The sequence below is a fragment of the Xanthomonas sp. LMG 12460 genome (assembly GCF_009192895.1).
GTDB lineage: Bacteria > Pseudomonadota > Gammaproteobacteria > Xanthomonadales > Xanthomonadaceae > Xanthomonas_A > Xanthomonas_A sontii.
Map to the genome: position 1 here is coordinate 17,914 of NZ_NKUH01000028.1, position 18,176 is coordinate 36,089.

19 protein-coding genes are annotated in these 18,176 nt (G+C 70.3%); 13 read left to right on the top strand and 6 right to left on the bottom strand.

What is annotated here, in order from left to right:
• Positions 1 to 132 precede the first annotated feature (132 nt).
• The 4 genes from CEK66_RS06815 to CEK66_RS06830 all read right to left on the bottom strand — a co-directional run bounded on the left by CEK66_RS06815 (position 133) and on the right by CEK66_RS06830 (position 3,623).
• A complete protein-coding gene (locus CEK66_RS06815) occupies positions 133 to 1,101 on the bottom strand; it encodes a FecR domain-containing protein (RefSeq protein ID WP_017911059.1) in 969 nt (322 codons plus the stop codon).
• Entirely contained in the window at positions 1,101 to 1,649 is a 549-nt protein-coding gene (locus CEK66_RS06820; RefSeq protein WP_017911058.1) for an RNA polymerase sigma factor, read from the bottom strand. Before CEK66_RS06820 ends, CEK66_RS06815 begins: the two co-directional genes overlap by 1 nt.
• 48 nt (positions 1,650 to 1,697) lie before the next feature.
• Positions 1,698 to 2,765: a DUF535 family protein gene (locus CEK66_RS06825; RefSeq protein ID WP_152236376.1), complete on the bottom strand. Its 1,068-nt coding sequence runs from the start codon at positions 2,763 to 2,765 to the stop codon at positions 1,698 to 1,700.
• A 324-nt stretch (positions 2,766 to 3,089) separates the two neighbouring features.
• Positions 3,090 to 3,623: a Smr/MutS family protein gene (locus tag CEK66_RS06830; RefSeq protein WP_152236377.1), complete on the bottom strand. Its 534-nt coding sequence runs from the start codon at positions 3,621 to 3,623 to the stop codon at positions 3,090 to 3,092.
• A gap of 204 nt (positions 3,624 to 3,827) precedes the next feature.
• On the opposite strand from CEK66_RS06830, the gene surE reads away from it, so the two are divergent.
• From surE to CEK66_RS06850, 4 genes are read left to right on the top strand one after another with little or no spacing between them, the layout of a single operon-like run.
• Positions 3,828 to 4,607 (top strand): 5'/3'-nucleotidase SurE, encoded by a 780-nt coding sequence (surE, locus tag CEK66_RS06835; protein ID WP_043091456.1) that lies wholly within the window; start codon positions 3,828 to 3,830, stop codon positions 4,605 to 4,607.
• A complete protein-coding gene (locus CEK66_RS06840; protein WP_152236378.1) occupies positions 4,604 to 5,281 on the top strand; it encodes a protein-L-isoaspartate(D-aspartate) O-methyltransferase in 678 nt (225 codons plus the stop codon). The genes surE and CEK66_RS06840 overlap by 4 nt, the downstream gene beginning before the upstream one ends.
• A gap of 19 nt (positions 5,282 to 5,300) precedes the next feature.
• Complete coding sequence (locus CEK66_RS06845; protein ID WP_152236379.1) at positions 5,301 to 5,915, top strand: YqaA family protein; 615 nt, start codon at positions 5,301 to 5,303, stop codon at positions 5,913 to 5,915.
• Positions 5,912 to 6,709, top strand: a complete 798-nt coding sequence (locus CEK66_RS06850) for a peptidoglycan DD-metalloendopeptidase family protein (RefSeq protein WP_150409700.1) — start codon at positions 5,912 to 5,914, stop codon at positions 6,707 to 6,709. The genes CEK66_RS06845 and CEK66_RS06850 overlap by 4 nt, the downstream gene beginning before the upstream one ends.
• A 778-nt stretch (positions 6,710 to 7,487) precedes the next feature.
• Here CEK66_RS06850 and CEK66_RS06855 read toward each other — a convergent pair.
• On the bottom strand, positions 7,488 to 7,862 hold the full coding sequence (locus CEK66_RS06855) for an Mth938-like domain-containing protein (RefSeq protein WP_017910617.1): 375 nt from the start codon (positions 7,860 to 7,862) through the stop codon (positions 7,488 to 7,490).
• Positions 7,863 to 7,880: 18 nt separating this feature from the next.
• A complete protein-coding gene (gene yhbY / locus CEK66_RS06860) occupies positions 7,881 to 8,186 on the bottom strand; it encodes a ribosome assembly RNA-binding protein YhbY (protein WP_010341321.1) in 306 nt (101 codons plus the stop codon).
• A 66-nt stretch (positions 8,187 to 8,252) separates the two neighbouring features.
• Here yhbY and rlmE point away from each other — a divergent pair, with 66 nt between their 5' ends.
• From rlmE to lexA, 9 genes are all read left to right on the top strand, one after another.
• Positions 8,253 to 8,885 carry a 23S rRNA (uridine(2552)-2'-O)-methyltransferase RlmE gene (rlmE, locus tag CEK66_RS06865; RefSeq protein ID WP_017910618.1) on the top strand — a complete coding sequence of 211 codons (633 nt, stop codon included), beginning with the start codon at positions 8,253 to 8,255 and terminating at the stop codon, positions 8,883 to 8,885.
• Between the two features lie 71 nt (positions 8,886 to 8,956).
• Complete coding sequence (ftsH, locus tag CEK66_RS06870; RefSeq protein ID WP_017910619.1) at positions 8,957 to 10,894, top strand: ATP-dependent zinc metalloprotease FtsH; 1,938 nt, start codon at positions 8,957 to 8,959, stop codon at positions 10,892 to 10,894.
• A 278-nt stretch (positions 10,895 to 11,172) separates the two neighbouring features.
• Positions 11,173 to 12,078, top strand: a complete 906-nt coding sequence (gene folP, locus CEK66_RS06875) for a dihydropteroate synthase (protein WP_152236380.1) — start codon at positions 11,173 to 11,175, stop codon at positions 12,076 to 12,078.
• A complete protein-coding gene (gene miaA, locus CEK66_RS06880; RefSeq protein ID WP_152236381.1) occupies positions 12,078 to 13,028 on the top strand; it encodes a tRNA (adenosine(37)-N6)-dimethylallyltransferase MiaA in 951 nt (316 codons plus the stop codon). Before folP ends, miaA begins: the two co-directional genes overlap by 1 nt.
• A gap of 117 nt (positions 13,029 to 13,145) precedes the next feature.
• Complete coding sequence (hfq, locus tag CEK66_RS06885) at positions 13,146 to 13,421, top strand: RNA chaperone Hfq (protein WP_010341316.1); 276 nt, start codon at positions 13,146 to 13,148, stop codon at positions 13,419 to 13,421.
• Positions 13,422 to 13,447: 26 nt separating this feature from the next.
• Positions 13,448 to 14,773: a ribosome rescue GTPase HflX gene (gene hflX, locus CEK66_RS06890; RefSeq protein WP_026143930.1), complete on the top strand. Its 1,326-nt coding sequence runs from the start codon at positions 13,448 to 13,450 to the stop codon at positions 14,771 to 14,773.
• A 166-nt stretch (positions 14,774 to 14,939) separates the two neighbouring features.
• Positions 14,940 to 15,434: a CinA family protein gene (locus CEK66_RS06895; RefSeq protein WP_017914255.1), complete on the top strand. Its 495-nt coding sequence runs from the start codon at positions 14,940 to 14,942 to the stop codon at positions 15,432 to 15,434.
• A 34-nt stretch (positions 15,435 to 15,468) separates the two neighbouring features.
• On the top strand, positions 15,469 to 17,145 hold the full coding sequence (ubiB, locus tag CEK66_RS06900; protein WP_152236382.1) for a 2-polyprenylphenol 6-hydroxylase: 1,677 nt from the start codon (positions 15,469 to 15,471) through the stop codon (positions 17,143 to 17,145).
• A 332-nt stretch (positions 17,146 to 17,477) separates the two neighbouring features.
• Positions 17,478 to 18,113: a transcriptional repressor LexA gene (gene lexA, locus CEK66_RS06905; protein ID WP_017910626.1), complete on the top strand. Its 636-nt coding sequence runs from the start codon at positions 17,478 to 17,480 to the stop codon at positions 18,111 to 18,113.
• Positions 18,114 to 18,176 lie beyond the last annotated feature (63 nt).

The following is an 18,176-nucleotide window of genomic DNA, read 5'->3' on the forward strand; positions in this document are numbered from 1 at the left end:
CCGCAGATGATCAGTCGCCTCAGCCCACGCACTGCCCGTCGCCCCCCAGCGGAAGCGCGAATTATGCCACGCGCGGCGACGTCGACGCGGGGGCGCCCGCCGCCCCTAAGCCCGGGCGGCGCGCGGTATCGCCTAACGGCGGCTCAGCACGATCTCGTCCTTGCCCTGGCGCACCCGCAGCGGGAACACCTGCGGCAAGGCCTCGATCCACTGCGCGGTCGCCTGCGTGTCGACGGTGCCGGTGAAGCTCAGTCGTGCAAGCTCCGGGTCCGCCAGGCGCAGCGGCCGGTCGCTGTAGCGGTTGACCCGCGCGATCACCGTGTCCAGTGGCGTATCGACGAACTCCAGCCGGTGATCGCGCCAGGCGGTGGCCTGCGCCACGTCGATCTGGCTGACCTGCAGCGCGGGCTTGGCCGGATCGTAGGACACGCGCTGTCCGGCCACCGCTTCCAGCCCGCCGCTGCCGTCGGCCGGCACCTGGCCGGCGCCGTAGATGCGGACCCGGCCTTCGGTGACCGCGACTTCGACGCGTTCGCCGTCGCGGCTGACGTCGAAGGCGGTGCCCACGTCCAGGATCGACACGCCGCCGGCGTCGACCACGAACGGGCGCCCGGCGTGGTGCGCCACGTCGAAGAAGGCCTCGCCGGCGATCAGGTCCACGTGGCGCTGCGCGGCGCTGAAGCGGGTGCTCAGCCGCGAGGCGCCGCCGAGCGCGATCTTGGACCCGTCCGCCAGCACGATGTTCTGGTGGCGGCTGGTCGCGCTGCTGTAGACCTGGGTGAGCGGCGGCGGGTGCAGCTGCCGCCAGGCCAGAGCGCCGCCGAGCGCCAGCACGCCCACGCAGGCCGCGACCTGCAGCGGCCGCCAGCGCGAACGCGGCGGCGCGAACCTGCGCACCACCTCGTCCCGCGTTGCCGCATCGAGCGTCGCCAGGTCGCCGCCGAGCGCATTGATGCGTTCGAACGCCTGCAGATGCCGTGGGTCGGCCTCCGTCCAGTCCAGCCAGCGCGCCACGGTGTCCTCGTTGCTGTCGGGTTCGCGCAGCAGGGCCCACCAGCGCGCGGCGTCGTCGAGGATGTGTTGGTCGATGCCGCTGTCCATTACGGGATCTCCGCTTCGTCGAAGCGTTTGCGGCAATGCGCGAGCGCGTTGGCCACATGGTAGCGGACCATCCGTTCGCTCACGTTCATCGCCTTGGCGATCATGCCGAAGTCCTTGCCTTCGATCACGTGCAGCACGAAGGCGCGGCTGGTCTTTGCGGGAAGTTCCTTCAACGCCCGGGTCAACGCGCGCAGTTGCTCGCTGGCCGTGGCGTGCCGCTCCGGAACCGGCGGGAGCGGCAGATCGTGTTCCGGCAGCTCCACTGCGGCGTTTTCGCGGACCTTGCGCATGCGCAGCCGGTCCACCGCCAGGTTCGAGGCGACATGGAACAGGTAGGCGCGCGGCGATGCCAGCGCGTCGGGACGCTCAAGCGTCACGATGCGCATGTACGCCTCCTGCGCCACGTCCTGCGCGTCCGCCATCGAGCCGAGCTTGCAGTGCAGGAACGCGAGCAGGGCGCGGTGATGTTCCTTGAACAGCGCGTCGACCTGGTGCGCAGGCGCCTGCTCCGGCGACGGCGCGCCCTCGGTGTGCTCGGCCCGGCTCACGACTGCTGATGCTCCTGGAGGGAAGCGGCCGCGGCAGTATAGCCAGGCTCACTGGCCGCCACGCGACGCAGCACCGCAAGCGGCCGGCAGCGCCGCGGCCAGCAAGCCTTCCGCATGCGTCCGCAATGCCTCGCGGCGGCGAAACGCCGAGCGGTGCTGGCTGGGTACATCGGCTGCGGTCTTGCGTGCTGGGGTCAGCGGCAGCGCGAACCAGCCATCGACGATGGGCGTACCGCCCTGCTCGATCCAGAACGCGTCGTAGTCGGACAGGAACACGTCTCGCTTGCGCTGCAGCGGATGCGCGCCATTGCAGACGGCGCGGATCGCGTGCGCGCCGAGGCGCTCGGCGAAGGTGCAGGCGAGGGACAGCATCAGTTGCTTGGGCCGCAGCCCGTGCATCTGCTTGGTCAGCGCGCGCACCACGTCGCGGGCGTCGGCACCCTTTGGGCCCTGCAGGCAACCGATCAGTACCGTCGGATGGGCGTCGTCGCCGGTCACGGTCAGCACCAGGCGATACAGTTCGCGTCCCGCCGCGTCGCTGAGCTGCAACCAGAGCTCGCCTTCGCAGCTCATCGGCGCCGGCGGCAGCAGCGACAGCGTCAGCAGGCTGCCATCGTGCAGCGGCAGCGTCCCCAGGTCCGCCTGGCCTTGACGGTAGATGGCGTCGAACAACGCGGCCGGCAGGCGCTCGAGCATCAGGCGGTAGTGCTGCCGCAGGTGACGCAGCCGCGCCTTGCTGCTCCAGCGGGTATTGACGAAGCGGTGCAGGTGGCGCTCGAGCAGGCGCGGGTCGCGCTCGGCATAGCCACGCATGCGCGGATCGCGGCGCACTGCGTCGAGGAACCGCCCGTGCTCGGTCGGCATGCTCAACGCGCGCAGCAGGTACTTGGTCGCCTTGATCCCGCGCTGCAGGCGGTTGCCGTGCCAGTCGGTACGCCCCTGGAACGAGCCCAGGAACAGCGGCCACCACCGTGACGGTGCGGCATCGGCGCTCGGCCGGGGCGGCAGCGCAGGCCGGGCCAGGCGGGTCGGCGCCGTTTCGAACGCTGCGGCGCTCGCGGAAACGTCCACCAGATCAGTGGGTTGCAGGAAGAATTCGGTGGTCGCTTCGGTCACGTTCGGCTCGCAGAGGGACGGTGCTCTCTGACAAGACGTTTCAAGGGGCGAAAATTGAAATGGGTCCGCACGCGCGGTGCTCGGCCGCGTCCGCGGCGTCCCGGCCTGGCCGGATCTGCGTCATGCAGGCAGCGGGCGCGCGCGATAGCCGCGACGGGCGTTCCCGTTCACGCCGGTCGCGGTGAAGCCGCTCTTGCACGCGAATGACAGATCAGTGGGCGATGCCGGATTCGGCGGCGCCACGATCCGGCGCCCTCCACCTCGGCCAGTGCACAGATTCCCGATGGGGCCCGCGAGCCGCGGTGCCCGCGGCTGCGGCGCCGCTCAGCGCCGCGCCAGCAGCACCAGCATCGCGCCGGTGCCGCCTTGCGCGGTCGGCGCCGAATGGAAGGCCAGCACGTCGTTGCGCTGGCGCAGCAGGCGGTCCACCAGGTTCTTCAGCAGCGGCACGCCGCCCGATTGCAGGCCCTTGCCGTGCACGATCCGCACGCAGCCGAACTCGTGCGCGTGCGCCTCGGCCAGGAACTGGCGCAGCAGCGTCTCGGCCTGCGCCGCGGTGGCACCGTGCAGGTCCAGTTCGTCCTGGGCCGAGAACTGCCCATTGCGCAGGCGCTGGAACACCCGCGCCGGCAGATGCTCGCGGCGGTAGCTGGCCACGTCGCCGGCTTCCAGTGGCGTGCTCTGCCGCAGCAATTGCTGGAACTCGCCCTGCGCCTCGGCGTCGTCGCGTTCGGCCATGCGCGCGCGCGGCTTGGGGCGCGGCTTGGCATTGGCCGGCGGCGTCGCGTTGAGCGGGGCCACCTTGCCGATGGCCGCGCGGAACAGCGCGGCGGGATCTTCGTCGTCGGAATGCGCCATGCGCACAGCTTAGAGCGTGCGGCGCGGTTTGAGGTGAGCGCGGCGTTGCCGGCAGCGTCTGGCGTGCGGACCACTGCGCTGCGGTCGCACGGTGCGACGCCGCTCCAGTGCGCGGCGCGATGGCCGTCACCGCGGTCGTCGTCGCGCTGTCAGCGACCTGGCAGGGCGCATCCGGTATCATGCCCCCGGTTTTCGAGGAGCACCATGCGCGTATTAGTGAGCAACGACGACGGCGTCGACGCCCCCGGCATTCGCATGCTGGCCGAGCAGTTGCGCGGCGCCGGCCACGAGGTGACGGTGGTCGCACCCGACCGCGACCGGTCCGGCGCCAGCAATTCGCTGACCCTGGATCTGCCGATCCGGCTCAAGCGCATCGACCACTACACCTGCAGCGTCGCCGGCACGCCCACCGACTGCGTGCATCTGGCGCTCACCGGCATGCTGGAGTTCGACCCGGACATCGTGGTCTCCGGTATCAACAATTCCGCCAATCTCGGCGACGACGTGATCTATTCCGGTACCGTCTCGGCGGCGATGGAAGGCCGCTTCCTCGGCCTGCCCGCGGTGGCGGTGTCGCTGGTCAGCCACAACCACGACCCCAGGCATTTCCAGACCGCCGCACGCGCCGCGGTGGAGATCGTGGCCCAGCTCAAGGCCGATCCGCTGCCGGCCGACACCATCCTCAATGTCAACGTGCCCGACCTGCCGTGGCAGGAGATCAAGGGCTTCGAGGTCACCCGGCTCGGCAACCGCCACCGCTCCGAACCGTGCCTGCCGCAGACCGACCCGCGCGGCGGCACCGTGTACTGGATCGGCCCGGCCGGGCGCGAGCAGGATGCCGGCCCCGGTACCGACTTCCACGCGGTACGCACCGGCTTCATCTCGATCACCCCGATCCAGGTCGATCTGACCCGCTACCAGGCACTGGAAAAAGTCGCCAGCTGGGTCGGCGGCCTGACCGCCGCGCTGGGCCGCCCGGCATGACCCCGCGGTTGCGCCTGCAGCCGGAAGCCATCGGCATCGGCATGACCTCGCAGCGTGTGCGCGACCGCCTGGTCGAGCGCCTGCGCGAGGCCGGCATCCGCGACGAGAGCGTGCTCAACGCGGTGCGCACCGTGCCGCGGCATCTGTTCATCGACGAGGCGCTGGCCTCGCGCGCCTACGAGGACACCGCGCTGCCGATCGGCCACGGCCAGACCATCTCGCAACCGTGGGTGGTGGCGCGCATGACCGAGACGGTGCTGGAAGCGGCGCCGAAGAGGGTGCTGGAAGTCGGTACCGGCTCCGGCTACCAGGCGGCCATCCTGGCCGCGCTGGGTCTGGAAGTGCATACCGTCGAGCGCATCGGCGATCTGCTGCGGCAGGCGCGCAAGCGTTTCCGCCAGCTCGGCATGAACGTGCGCAGCAAGCACGACGACGGCCGCATCGGCTGGCCCGAGCATGGCCCGTTCGATGCCATCGTGGTCACCGCCGCGGCACCGGCGCTGGTCGATGCGCTGGTCGAACAGCTGGCTCCGGGAGGTTGCCTGGTGGCGCCGGTCGGCGGCCCGTCCGCGCAATCGCTGATCCGCCTGCGCCGTGCGGCCGACGGCCAGATCGAACAAGACGTCCTGGCGCCGGTGACCTTCGTCCCGTTGCTGTCGGGCATGCTGGATTGACCTTTCGGAGCCTCGCTGGATGAAGATTTTCGGGCCGTTGTACGAACGCGCCATCGGCTGGTCGCGGCATCGCCGCGCGCCGGCGCTGCTGACCGGGCTCAGTTTCGCCGAGGCCATCGTGTTCCCGGTGCCGCCGGAAGTGATGCTGGCGCCGATGTCGCTGGCGCAGCCGCGGCGCGCGCTGTGGTTCGCCACGCTGAGCTTGCTCGGCTCCCTGGCTGGCGCGCTGATCGGCTACCTGCTCGGGCATTTCGCCTTCGCCGCGGTGCAGCCGCTGATCGAATGGCTGGGCTGGACGCAGAAGATCGACTCCCAGGTCAGCCATCTGCGCGAGGTCATCGCCGAGTCGCCGTGGCGCGCGTTCTGGCTGTTGGTGCTGGCCGGTTTCACCCCGATCCCGCTGAAGATATTCACCTGGGCCTCAGGCATCGTCGGGGTGCCGCTGCTACCGTTCCTGGCGAGCATGCTGGTGGGGCGCGGCAAGCGCGTGTACCTGGTGGCCGGGGCGATCCGTCTCGGCGGGCCGCGCGCGGAAGCCGCGTTGCGCCGCTGGATCGAGCCGCTCGGCTGGGTCGCCTCGGCGATCCTGGCGCTGCTGGTGGTGTGGGTCATATGGAGAGCGAAGGTCGGATGAGCGTGGATCGGGTGGTGCGGAACGGCCTGCGTTGCGGCCTGGGGGTGCTGGTGGCGGTGGCGCTCGGCGCCTGCAGCAGCGCCACGGTGGTGCGCACGCCGGGCGGCGCGCCGGTGCGCGGCACCGCTGCTGCCTCGGCGCCTCGCGTGTCCGTGCCCAAGCCCGGAGTCAGCGCCACCGTTCGGCGCGGCGACACGCTGTACGCGATCGCCCGCGCCAACAACATCACCCCGCAGGACCTGGCCGGCTGGAACGGCCTGCAGCCGCCGTACACCATCTATCCGGGGCAGTCGCTGAAGCTGTATCCGCCGGGTGGGGCAGTCGCAGTGCGGCCCGGTAGCGGCCCGGTGACGCCGCCGGCCTCCGGTGCCGGCGCCGCCGCTCGGCCGCCGTCCGTTCCGGTGCCGGCGCCGGTCAGCAGCGGTTTCCCCTGGCGCTGGCCGGCCGATGGCGTGGTGGTCAGCCGCTTCGTCGGCGGCGAGGCGACCAAGCAGGGCATCGACATCGGCGGCAGCAACGGCGAGGCCGTGCGCGCCGCGGCGGACGGCGTGGTGGTCTATTCCGGCGCCGGCCTGGTCGGCTATGGCGAACTGATCATCGTCAAGCACAACGAACAGTGGCTGTCGGCCTACGGCCACAACCGCAAGCGCCTGGTCAACGAGGGCCAGAACGTCAAGGCCGGCCAGCAGATCGCCGAAATGGGCCACAGTGGCGCGGCGCGCGACATGCTGCACTTCGAGATCCGCTACAACGGCAAGCCGGTCGACCCGCTGCTGTATCTGCCGCCGAAGTAACCGGTTGCGTCGTTACGCGGGCGGATCCCCGGCCCGGCGCAGCGCGCCGGGCGTTCGCCGTTGGCGCGGCCCAGTGGGCCGCAAGCGCCGCCGGCTCACCCGCTACAACGGCAAGCCGGTCGACCCACTGCTGTATCTGCCGCCGAAGTAACCGGTTGCGTCGTTGCGCGCGCGGATCCCCGGCCCGGCGCAGCGCGCCGGGCGTTCGCCAACGGCGCGGCCCAGTGGGCCGCAAGCGCCGCCGGCTCACCCGCTACAACGGCAAGCCGGTCGACCCGCTGCTGTATCTGCCGCCGAAGTAACCGGCTGCGTCGTTATGCGGGCGGATCCCCGGCCCGGCGCCGCGCGCCGGGCGTTCGCCAACGGCGCGGCCCAGTGGGCCGCAAGCGCCGCCGGCTCACCCGCTACAACGGCAAGCCGGTCGACCCGCTGCTGTATCTGCCGCCGAAGTAACCGGTTGCGTCGTTACGCGGGCGGATCCCCGGCCCGGCGCAGCGCGCCGGGCGTTCGCCATCGGCGCGGCCCAGTGGGCCGCAAGCGCCGCCGGCTCACCCGGGGTGCCACCGTGCATGCATTCTTTTGTGGGAGGGGCTTCAGCCCCGACGCGCCGTGCTCGCATCGCGCGGCAGACGCCGCGCAGCGATCTGCAAGAGACGAAAGGAACGACAGGCGTCCTCTCTGCCTCGATCGCATGTTGTCCGCGGCGCGGCCAGGCCGTGGTTGAGGCCGCTGAGGTCAACGATGAGGAGGTCGCAGTGCCCGGCCCGCGACGCCTGGCTCAGCCTTCGAGCAGAAACCCCACCGCCACGCGCCGGCCTTCGGCGGCCAGCACGTTGTAGGTGCGCGCCGCAGCGGCATTGTTCATCACCTCGATGCCGATGCCGCGGGTCAGGAACAGCGCCATCACCGCCGCGGCGGGAAACACCTGGCGTTCGCCGGTGCCGAGGATCACCAGGGCCGGGTTGAGCTCCAGCAGCGGCTGCAGATGTTGCGGCTGCAGGTCGCCGGCCGGCGGGGCCTGCCAGTCCTCGACCAGGGTGTCCGGCGCGAGGACAAAGCTGCGGGTCAACAGCCGGTCGTTCACCTTGGCCTGGCGGCCGTCGGCCATGCGCAGGGCATAGGCGTAGTCGGGCAGGTCCTGGGTCAGTTGCATGAGGTCACCGGAGCGCGCTCAGGCGCGCGGCAGCACGATCTGCCGGTCTTCCTTGGCCGGGCGATACAGGATCGCGGTATGGCCGATGCGCTGCACTAGCACGCTGTGCGACTGCTCCACCAGGCTGCCGATGGCGGCGTCGCGGGCCTCGCGGTCGTCGCCGCCAACCTTCACCTTGACCAGTTCGTGGCGCTCCAGCACCTCGTCCAGTTCGGCCAGGAAGGCCGGGGTGACGCCCTTGCTGCCGATCTGCAGCAGGGGTTTGAGGTCGTGGGCCAGGCCGCGCAGGAAGCGGTTCTGGGCCGAGGTCAGGCTGATCGACATGCAGGTGGGAGCAGGGTTGGCAAGGGCGATCAGGGTATCATGGCCGCCCCTCCCGACCGTGCGTCCATGGCCACCCGCAGCAAAAGCAGCCAACGCTGGCTCCGCGAACATTTCGCCGATCCCTTCGTGAAGAAGGCCCAGGCCGAAGGCATGCGCTCGCGCGCGGCCTATAAGCTGGAGGAACTGCTGCAGCGCGACAGGCTGCTCAAGCCGGACATGGTGGTGGTCGATCTCGGCGCCGCGCCGGGCGGCTGGTCGCAGCAGGTGCGCAAGTCGATGGGCGACCGCGGTCGCGTGCTGGCCCTGGACATTCTGGAGATGCCGCCGCTGGCCGGCGTGGAGTTCCTTCACGGTGACTTCAGGGAGGACGCGGTGCTATCGCAATTCGAGGCCATGCTGGGCGATACCCCGGTGGACCTTGTGCTGTCGGATATGGCCCCCAATAAGAGCGGAATGGATGCGGTCGACCAGCCGCGGATGATGCATCTGGCGGAATTGGCGATGGCGTTCGCCGACAGCCACCTGAAGCCGAACGGCGCGTTCCTGATCAAGCTGTTCCAGGGCGTGGGGTTCGACGACTACATCCGCGACATGCGCCGCCGCTATGAGAAGGTGACCATCCGCAAGCCGGCCGCGTCGCGCAAGCGCTCGCCGGAGGTCTACGCCCTCGGACAGGGCAAGCGCGCCCAGATCAAGTAAGCTGAACGCAAGGCTGAATCCGCAATGCCACGCATCGAGACAGAGTTGAAGGGACACCGGAGCCAATGAGGATGAACGACTTGACCAAGAATCTGCTGTTGTGGGTAGTCGTTGCCGTCGTGCTGATGGTGGTGTTCCAGAGCTTCTCGCCGCGGCTCGCCGGCGGCGCGGGCACCGACAACGTGACCTACTCCCAGTTCCTGAAGGACGTGGACGCCGGGCGGGTGAAGTCGGTCGATTTCACCGATGCCACCAACCTGTCGGTCAACGCGATCCGCTTCAAGCGCGCCGACGGCAGCGAAGGCTCGGTGTACGGCCCGAGCGACGGCAAGCTGATCGACGTGCTGTACAGCAAGAACGTGGACATCACCCGGCAGAAGCCCGACAACGGTCCGGGCTTCTGGTCGCTGGTGCTGAACTTCCTGCCGGTCATCCTGATCATCGGCTTCTGGCTGTTCATCATGCGCCAGATGCAGGGCGGCGGCGGCGGTGCCAAGGGCGCGATGTCCTTCGGCAAGTCGCGCGCCAAGCTGCAGGGCGAGGACCAGATCAAGATCACCTTCGCCGACGTCGCCGGCTGCGACGAGGCCAAGGAAGAGGTCGGCGAACTGGTCGACTTCCTGCGCGATCCGACCAAGTTCACCAAGCTCGGCGGCAAGATCCCGCGCGGCGTGCTGATGGTCGGCCCGCCGGGTACCGGCAAGACCCTGCTGGCCAAGGCCATCGCCGGCGAGGCCAAGGTGCCGTTCTTCAGCATCTCCGGTTCGGACTTCGTGGAAATGTTCGTCGGCGTCGGCGCCAGCCGCGTGCGCGACATGTTCGAGCAGGCCAAGAAGCATGCGCCGTGCATCATCTTCATCGACGAAATCGATGCGGTCGGCCGCCATCGCGGCGCCGGCCTGGGCGGCGGTCACGACGAGCGCGAGCAGACCCTCAATCAGTTGTTGGTGGAGATGGACGGCTTCGAGGGCGGCGAGGGCGTGATCGTGATCGCCGCGACCAACCGTCCGGACGTGCTGGATCCGGCGCTGCTGCGCCCGGGCCGCTTCGACCGCCAGGTCGTGGTGGGCCTGCCGGACGTGCGCGGCCGCGAGCAGATCCTCAAGGTGCACATGCGCAAGCTGCCGCTGGCCGACGACATCGAGCCGATGGTGATCGCGCGCGGCACGCCGGGCTTCTCCGGCGCCGACCTGGCCAATCTGTGCAACGAGGCGGCCCTGTTCGCCGCGCGCGAGTCGGTCAAGGAAGTGCGCATGGACCACTTCGACCGTGCCCGCGACAAGATCCTGATGGGTGCCGAGCGTCGTTCGATGGCCATGAGCGAGGACGAGAAGACGCTCACCGCCTACCACGAGGCCGGCCACGCCATCGTCGGCCGCCTGGTGCCCGAGCACGACCCGGTCTACAAGGTCACGATCATCCCGCGCGGCCGCGCGCTGGGCGTGACCATGTATCTGCCGGAAGGCGACAAGTACTCGATGAACCGTGTGGCGATCGAGTCGCAGTTGTGCTCGCTGTACGGCGGCCGCGTGGCGGAGGAACTGATCTTCGGTACCGACAAGGTCACCACCGGCGCGTCCAACGACATCGAGCGCGCGACCAAGATGGCGCGCAACATGGTCACCAAGTGGGGCCTGTCCGACGAGCTGGGGCCGATCGCCTACGGCGAGGAGGACGACGAAGTGTTCCTGGGCCGTTCGGTGACCCAGCACAAGAGCGTCTCCGACGACACCGCGCGGCGCATCGACGAAGTGGTGCGGTCGATCCTCGACAAGGCGTATGCGAAGACCACGCAGATCCTCACCGAGAATCTGGACAAGCTGCACACCATGTCGCAGCTGCTGCTGCAGTACGAGACCATCGACGCGCCGCAGATCGAGGCGATCATGGAAGGCCGCGATCCGCCGCCGCCGATGGGCTGGAACAAGTCCGGCAAGGACGGCGGCAACAACGACAAGGGCAATTCGCGTCCGCTGCCGCCGATCGCCGGGCCTGCCGAGCAGGTGTAAGCGCAGGAGCGCCCTTCAAGCGTCGAAAAGCCAGGGAGCGATCCCTGGCTTTTTTATTGGCGGCGGTGCGGGGCCGGTCGCATCGGCTCATGCCGACTCGCCGCCTGGGTGCGCGTGGGCGACAATGGCACTGCGCTGGCCGCAGGTTGCTGCGTCGATGCGGTGTGCCGCGGAAACGTCGCGCACGCCGCTGCCGCCATGCGTGTGTCGCCGATGCCGCATGGCGCTGTGCAGCGCCATTCCGCCGCCGGCCACGGCCACTACCAGGAGACTCACCGATGTTCGACACCTCGCCCAGCCTGCAGTGCGGCGCCCACCGGCTGCTGCTCGATCGCCCGCGGGTGATGGGCATCGTCAATGTCACCCCGGATTCGTTCTCCGACGGGGGCGCCCACGCCAGCGTGGACGCGGCGGTGGCGCACGGCCTGCGCCTGGCCGGGGAGGGCGCCGACGTGCTGGACATCGGCGGCGAGTCGACCCGTCCGGGCGCGACGCCCGTGCCGGTGGAAGAAGAACTGCGGCGGGTGATTCCGGTGATCGAGCGGCTGGCCGCGCAGACCGCGCTTCCGTTGAGCGTGGACACCTTCAAGCCGGAGGTGATGCGCGCCGCGGTCGCGGCGGGCGCCGGCATGATCAACGACGTGCAGGCCCTGCGCCAGCCCGGCGCACTGGACGCTGCCGCGGAACTGGGGGTGCCGGTGGTGCTGATGCACATGCCCGCCGATGCCTATGCCGCCGGCAGCGCGCCCGGCTACGACGACGTGGTCGGCGAGGTGCACCGGTTCCTGGCCGAGCGCATCTTCGCCGCGGAGATGGCCGGCATCGACAAGCGACGCATCCTGGTCGACCCGGGCTTCGGCTTCGGCAAGAGCACCGCCGACAACCTGCAGTTGCTGGCCCAGTTGGCGCGGTTGGTCGAGCTGGGCGTGCCGGTGCTGGCCGGCTTGTCGCGCAAGCGCAGCATCGGCGAGCTGACCGGGCGCGAGGCGCCGGAGCAGCGGGTGGCCGGCTCGGTCGCCGCGCATCTGCTGGCTGCACAGCGCGGTGCCGCGCTGCTGCGCGTGCACGACGTCGCTGCCACCGTCGACGCGCTAAAGGTCTGGCAGGCGCTGCAGGCCGTGCCGTTGCCGCGCGCCGCCACAGCGTCGGCCGCGGCGACGATCCGCTGGCCGGACGAGGACTGATGGCGGCCGACCGCCGCCCGCGCGCGATCGCGCTGATGGGCCCGACCGCCTCGGGCAAGACCGCCGCGGCGATCGCCCTGGCCGAACGTTGCGGCGGCGAGATCGTCAGTGTCGATTCGGCGCTGGTCTACCGTGGCCTGGACATCGGCGCGGCCAAGCCCGATGCCGCCGAGCGCGCGCGGGTGCCGCACCATCTGCTGGACCTGCGCGATCCCTGGCAGACGTATTCGGCGGCCGAGTTCGCCGCCGACGCGCGCGCCGCGCTGCAGGCGATCGTGGCCCGCGGCCGCCTGCCGATCCTGGCCGGCGGCACCGGCCTGTACTTCCAGGCGCTGCTGGAAGGGTTGGCGCCGATGCCGGCGGCCGACCCGCAGCTGCGCGCGGCGCTGGCCGCGCAGGCGCATGCCGAGGGTTGGGCGGCATTGCACGCGGAACTGCAGCGGATCGATCCGTTGGCCGCGCAGCGCATCCGCCCCGGCGACGCGCAGCGCATCCAGCGTGCGCTGGAGGTGTACCGGCTCAGCGGCCGGCCGATCAGTGCCTGGCAGGCGGATCCGGGTCCGCCGCGGCTGCCGCTGCGGGTGCTGAAGCTGGTGCTGGCGCCGGCCGAGCGCAGTGTGCTGCACGGGCGCATCGAGGCTCGCTTCGACGCGATGCTGGGGCAGGGCTTCCTCGACGAAGTGCGCGCCTTGCGCGCGCTGCCCGGGATGCAGGCAGTGGCGCAGCCGCTGGCGCTGCCGGCGGTGCGTGCGGTCGGCTACCGCCAGGCCTGGGAGTACCTGGACGGCGTCGGCGATGCGGCGGACTTCCGTGTCCGCGCCATCGCCGCCACCCGGCAGCTGGCCAAGCGCCAGCTCACCTGGCTGCGCGGCGAGCAGGATGCGCGCTGGTTCGACCCGGCGCGCGACGCCGGGCGCCTGCAGGCGGCCCTGGACGCCTTCCTCGGCTGATCGGGCGCCGCCGCGCTGTGCTGGCGCCCGCGGTTGTGTAACATCGACGTTCCGGACCACGGCAGGGGAGCTGCAGTGCCGTCCCGGACAATAAAAACAATAATTTGGGAGTGAAGCATGTCCAAGGGGCAATCCTTGCAGGATCCTTTCCTCAACGCGTTGCGTCGCGAACGGGTCCCTGTCTCGGTGTATCTGGTCAACGGCATCAAGCTGCAGGGCACGATCGAGTCGTTCGATCAGTTCGTGGTCCTGCTGCGCAATACCGTCAGCCAGATGGTCTACAAACACGCCATTTCCACCGTGGTGCCGGCGCGCAACGTGCGCGTGGGACCGGGCGGCGGCTATGTGCAGCAGAACGAAGGTGGCAGTGCGGGTGATGATGAAGTCGAGTAGTACCGTCACGAAGTGCGGAGCCGCGGGTGTTTGATCGGTCCCGCCGCGGCGAACATGCACTGCTGATCCAGCCCTACGCGGGCGGTCCGTTGGAAGACGATGTGCTGGAGGAGTTCGCCGACCTGGCGCGCTCGGCCGGTGCCAGCATCGCCGCTACCGTGACTGCGCGCATCGACAAGCCGAGTCCGGCGACGCTGATCGGCAGCGGCAAGCTGGAAGAGGTCAAGGCCGCCGCCGACGCCAGCGGTGCCGACTTGGTCTTGGTCAACCACGCGCTCAGCCCCGGTCAGGAGCGCAACCTGGAGAAATACCTGGAGCGGCGCGTGATCGATCGCACCGGGTTGATCCTGGACATCTTCGCCCAGCGCGCGCGCAGTCACGAAGGCAAGCTGCAGGTCGAACTGGCCCAGTTGCGGCACATGGCCACCCGGCTGGTGCGCGGCTGGACCCACCTGGAGCGCCAGCGCGGCGGTTCGATCGGCCTGCGCGGCCCCGGCGAAACCCAGCTGGAAACCGATCGCCGCCTGCTGCAGAAGCGGGTGGAGCAGTTGCAGAAGCGGCTGGAGAAGGTCGAGGTGCAGCACACCCAGATGCGCCGCGCGCGGGTGCGTAGCGAGCTGCCGCGGATCGCGGTGGTGGGCTACACCAACGCCGGCAAGTCGACCCTGTTCAACGCGCTGACCGGCGCCGAAGCCTACGCCGCCGACCAGTTGTTCGCGACCCTGGACCCGACCGTGCGGCGCATCGCGCTGCCCGGCGGCAACGCGATGCTGGCCGATACCGTCGGCTTCGTGCGCAACCTGCCGCATGAGCTGGTGGCGGCGTTCCGCTCGACCCTGTCCGAGGCGCGGGAGGCAGACCTGCTGCTGCACGTGGTCGACGCCGCCGATCCGCTGCGCGAGGAGCGCATCGCCCAGGTCGACGAGGTGCTGCACGCGGTCGGCGCCGGCGAACTGCCGCAGTTGCTGGTGTTCAACAAGATCGACCGCATCGAGGGCGCCGAGGTGCGACACGATGCGCAGGACGGCGTGCCGGACACGGCGCGGCGCGAGCGGGTGTGGATCTCCGCGCGCGACGGCCGCGGCCTGGACCTGCTGCAGCACGTGCTCGGCCAGCGCCTGGGCCTGCGCCACGTGCAGGGCAGCCTGCGCCTGCCGCCGAGCGCCGGGCGCCTGCGCTCGCAACTGCACCAGTTGCAGGTGATCCGCAGCGAGCAGGCCGACGAGGACGGCTGGCTGCTGCAGGTGGACATCCCGATCACCGAGGCCGAGCGTCTGGCCGCCGCGGCCGACGGCGCACCGATCCGCGCGCTGCTGCCGCCGCGCGAGCAGGAGGAGTGGCAGCAGCGCTGAGTGCCGCGTCGACGCCGGCGTCGGCACGCTCGACGCCGATGGGCGGGCCGGCGTGGTCGCGGCCCATGCGCCGCGTTGGCTGACGGCCGGCCATCCGCCGGCACGCGCAGGCGCGACAGCCACGGCGAATTGGGCTACAAAGCGCACTGGTTTCCCGAGCTGTGCCATGACGCTTCCCACCGATTCGGATCTGCTGCAACAGGCCACCGCGCTCAGCGATCGCTTGCGCACCGCGCGCGAGCGCCTGGTCACCGCCGAAAGCTGCAGCGGCGGCTGGATCGCCAAGGTGATGACCGACGTCGCCGGGTCTTCGGCCTGGTTCGACTGCGGCATCGTCGCCTACAGCTACGAGGCCAAGCAGGCGCTGCTGGGCGTGCGCCCGCAGACGCTGGAGCACCACGGCGCGGTCAGTCGCGAGACGGTGATCGAAATGGTGTCCGGCGCGCTGGTCAATTCCGGCGCCAGCGTCGCGGTCGCGGTGACCGGCATCGCCGGGCCGGGCGGCGGCTCCGCGGACAAGCCGGTCGGCAGCGTCTGGCTGGGCTGGAAGCGCCGCGGCGGCTATGCCAGCGCGCAATTGTTCCAGTTCCCGGGCGACCGCGACGCGGTGCGCCGGCAGACCGTGGCGGCGGCCCTGCGCGGCCTGGACGCGTTGCTGTGATCGTGGCCGCGCGCCTTCCCCGAGGATGAGCGCGATGTGGGAGGCGTTGAGCACCGTCCGCGACCTGGGACGCCTGCAGGAAATCGCCTCGGTGCTGATCCGCTACGGGTTCGGCGACGTGGTCCGGCGCATCGGCATGGCCGACGTGCTGGAGCGCGCCGGGCGCCTGCTGCACTGGCACAACGCCGAGGAGATGCTGCGCATGTCGGCCCCGCAGCGGGTGCGGCGCGCCCTGCAGGACCTCGGCCCGACCTTCGTCAAACTGGGCCAGGTGCTGGCCACGCGCGTGGACCTGCTGCCGCCGGAGTGGATCGACGAACTGGGCGAACTGCAGAACGCCGCGCCGGCGCTGGACTATCCGCAGATCCTGCCGCAGCTGATCGAGGCGCTCGGCGAGGCGCCGACGGCGATCTTCGCCGAGGTCGAGGAAACCCCGCTGGCCGCCGCCTCGCTGGCGCAGACCCATCGCGCCCGGCTGCACGACGGCACCGCCGTGGTGATCAAGGTGCGCCGCCCCGGCATCCGCGAGGTGATCGAGGCCGACCTGCGATTGCTGGCGCGGCTGGCGGAGATCGTCGAAGCGCGCGCGCCGGACCTCAAGCGCTATCACCCGGCCGCGGTGGTGCACCAGTTCACCCTGTCGCTGCGCCGCGAGCTGGATTTTGCCGGCGAATGCCGCAATGCCGAGCGCATCGCCGCCAACTTCCAGGGACACGACGAGATCGTGATCCCGCGGGTGCACTGGCAGTGGACCTGCGAAACGCTCAATGTGCAGGACTTCGTCGACGGCATCGGCGGCCGCGACCTGGCCGCGGTCGACGCCGCCGGCCTGGACCGTCGCCAATTGGCGCGCACCGGCGCCGACATCGTGCTGAAGATGGTGCTGGAGGACGGCTGTTTCCACGCCGATCCGCATCCGGGCAACATCTTCTACCTGCCCGGCGAGCGCATCGCGGTGATCGACTTCGGTATGGTCGGGCGCATTTCCGAGCAGCGCCGTTACCAGGTGGTGCAATTGCTGCACGGGTTGGTCACTCAGGACGCCGAGGCGGTGGCCGACATCCTGCTGGAGTGGACCGACGGCGACGTCGAGGTCGACGAGGCGCGCCTGCACCTGGAAATCGCCGCCTTCGTCGACCAGTACCGCGGCGTGCCACTGAAGGACCTGCGGGTCGGCGCGATGCTCGGCGACGTCACCGCGCTGCTGCGCCAGCACGCGCTGGCGCTACCGGCCGACCTGGCGCTGATGATCAAGACCTTCCTGACCCTGGAAGGGGTCGGGCGCCAGCTCGATCCGGATTTCGACATGGCCGGCGCCGCCGCCCCGTACCTGGAGCGGGTGATGCTGCAGCGGTTCGCGCCGCGGGCGATGGCCAGGCGCGGCCGCCGCACCGTGCTGGGCGCGCTGGAACTGCTCGGCGACCTGCCGCGCGACACGCGCCGGCTGCTGCAGGCGGCACGGCGCGGGCGCCTGCAGTTGAACGTGGAGACCGGCTCGCTGAAGGGCTTCGGCGACCAGGTCAACCGCGCCGCCAACCGCCTGACCATGGGCATCGTTACCGCCGCGCTGATCATCGGCTCGTCGATCGTGATGAACAGCGTCGGCGGCATTTCCAGCCGCTGGCTGTTGGCGATCGGTGTCTGCGGCTTCGTCGGCGCGGCACTGTCGGGGGTGTGGATCCTGTTCTCGATCTGGCGCAGCGGGCGCTGAGCGGGGCGCATGCTCTCGAGCACGGTTCGCCGGAAGCTGAGGCGGCTGGTCCGCAGGCATCGCCCCGCTTCACAGGAGTGTCGGCGCGCACGCGATCCCTTGTGGGAGGGGCTTCAGCCCCGACGCGATGCACTCGAATCCCCCGGTACACATCGCACTGACGCTGTGCGGGGTCCAAAAAGGCCTCCAGGATCAGAAGCCGCGCGCCTGCCGACGACGGCATTGCGGGCGGTCGCGCGGAGCATCCATCACTGGCGGCAGCGAAGCGCGCCGGCACTCCAGGCCCACACGCCAGTTGCTCGCCAGCTGATTTAGTAGTATTACTACTAACCATGGACCTGACCGAAACCCAGCAGGCGATCCTCGACCTGATCGCCGAGCGCATCGAACACGACGGCGTGCCGCCGTCGCAGACCGAGATTGCCCGTGCCTTCGGCTTCAAAGGCGTGCGCGCGGCCCAGTACCACCTGGAAGCGCTCGAACAGGCCGGCGCGATCCGCCGGGTGCCCGGGCAGGCGCGCGGCATCCGCCTGCTGGGTGGGGCGGCCGCTCCGGCCCCCGCGCCGCAGGTGGACAGCGCCGACGTGCTGCGCCTGCCAGTGCTCGGACGTGTCGCCGCCGGCCTGCCGATCGGCGCGGACATCGGCTCCGACGACTTCGTGGTGCTGGACCGGGTGTTCTTCTCGCCGGCCCCGGACTACCTGCTGAAGGTGCAGGGCGATTCCATGCGCGACGAAGGCATCTTCGACGGCGACCTGATCGGCGTGCACCGCACCCGCGATGCACGCTCCGGGCAGATCGTGGTGGCGCGCATCGACGAGGAGATCACGGTCAAGCTGCTCAAGATCGGCAAGGACCGCATCCGCCTGCTCCCGCGCAACCCGGACTACGCACCGATCGAGGTGCTGCCGGACCAGGAGTTCGCCATCGAAGGCCTGTACTGCGGCCTGCTGCGCCCCAACCGCTGATGCCGCGCGTGGAACAGGGCATGCACTACAGCGCCGGCCGGACTTTTCCGACCCCGGATATCG

Coding starts and splice junctions, on each gene's coding strand:
- rlmE (WP_017910618.1), top strand. CDS start 8,253: ATGGCCACCCGCAGCAAAAGCAGCCAACGCTGGCTCCGCGAACATTTC.
- miaA (WP_152236381.1), top strand. CDS start 12,078: ATGGCGGCCGACCGCCGCCCGCGCGCGATCGCGCTGATGGGCCCGACC.
- ubiB (WP_152236382.1), top strand. CDS start 15,469: ATGTGGGAGGCGTTGAGCACCGTCCGCGACCTGGGACGCCTGCAGGAA.
- folP (WP_152236380.1), top strand. CDS start 11,173: ATGTTCGACACCTCGCCCAGCCTGCAGTGCGGCGCCCACCGGCTGCTG.
- lexA (WP_017910626.1), top strand. CDS start 17,478: ATGGACCTGACCGAAACCCAGCAGGCGATCCTCGACCTGATCGCCGAG.
- CEK66_RS06855 (WP_017910617.1), bottom strand. CDS start 7,862: ATGCAACTGACCCAGGACCTGCCCGACTACGCCTATGCCCTGCGCATG.
- CEK66_RS06830 (WP_152236377.1), bottom strand. CDS start 3,623: ATGGCGCATTCCGACGACGAAGATCCCGCCGCGCTGTTCCGCGCGGCC.
- CEK66_RS06895 (WP_017914255.1), top strand. CDS start 14,940: ATGACGCTTCCCACCGATTCGGATCTGCTGCAACAGGCCACCGCGCTC.
- yhbY (WP_010341321.1), bottom strand. CDS start 8,186: ATGTCGATCAGCCTGACCTCGGCCCAGAACCGCTTCCTGCGCGGCCTG.
- CEK66_RS06840 (WP_152236378.1), top strand. CDS start 4,604: ATGACCCCGCGGTTGCGCCTGCAGCCGGAAGCCATCGGCATCGGCATG.
- CEK66_RS06850 (WP_150409700.1), top strand. CDS start 5,912: ATGAGCGTGGATCGGGTGGTGCGGAACGGCCTGCGTTGCGGCCTGGGG.
- CEK66_RS06845 (WP_152236379.1), top strand. CDS start 5,301: ATGAAGATTTTCGGGCCGTTGTACGAACGCGCCATCGGCTGGTCGCGG.
- hfq (WP_010341316.1), top strand. CDS start 13,146: ATGTCCAAGGGGCAATCCTTGCAGGATCCTTTCCTCAACGCGTTGCGT.
- surE (WP_043091456.1), top strand. CDS start 3,828: ATGCGCGTATTAGTGAGCAACGACGACGGCGTCGACGCCCCCGGCATT.
- CEK66_RS06815 (WP_017911059.1), bottom strand. CDS start 1,101: ATGGACAGCGGCATCGACCAACACATCCTCGACGACGCCGCGCGCTGG.
- ftsH (WP_017910619.1), top strand. CDS start 8,957: ATGAACGACTTGACCAAGAATCTGCTGTTGTGGGTAGTCGTTGCCGTC.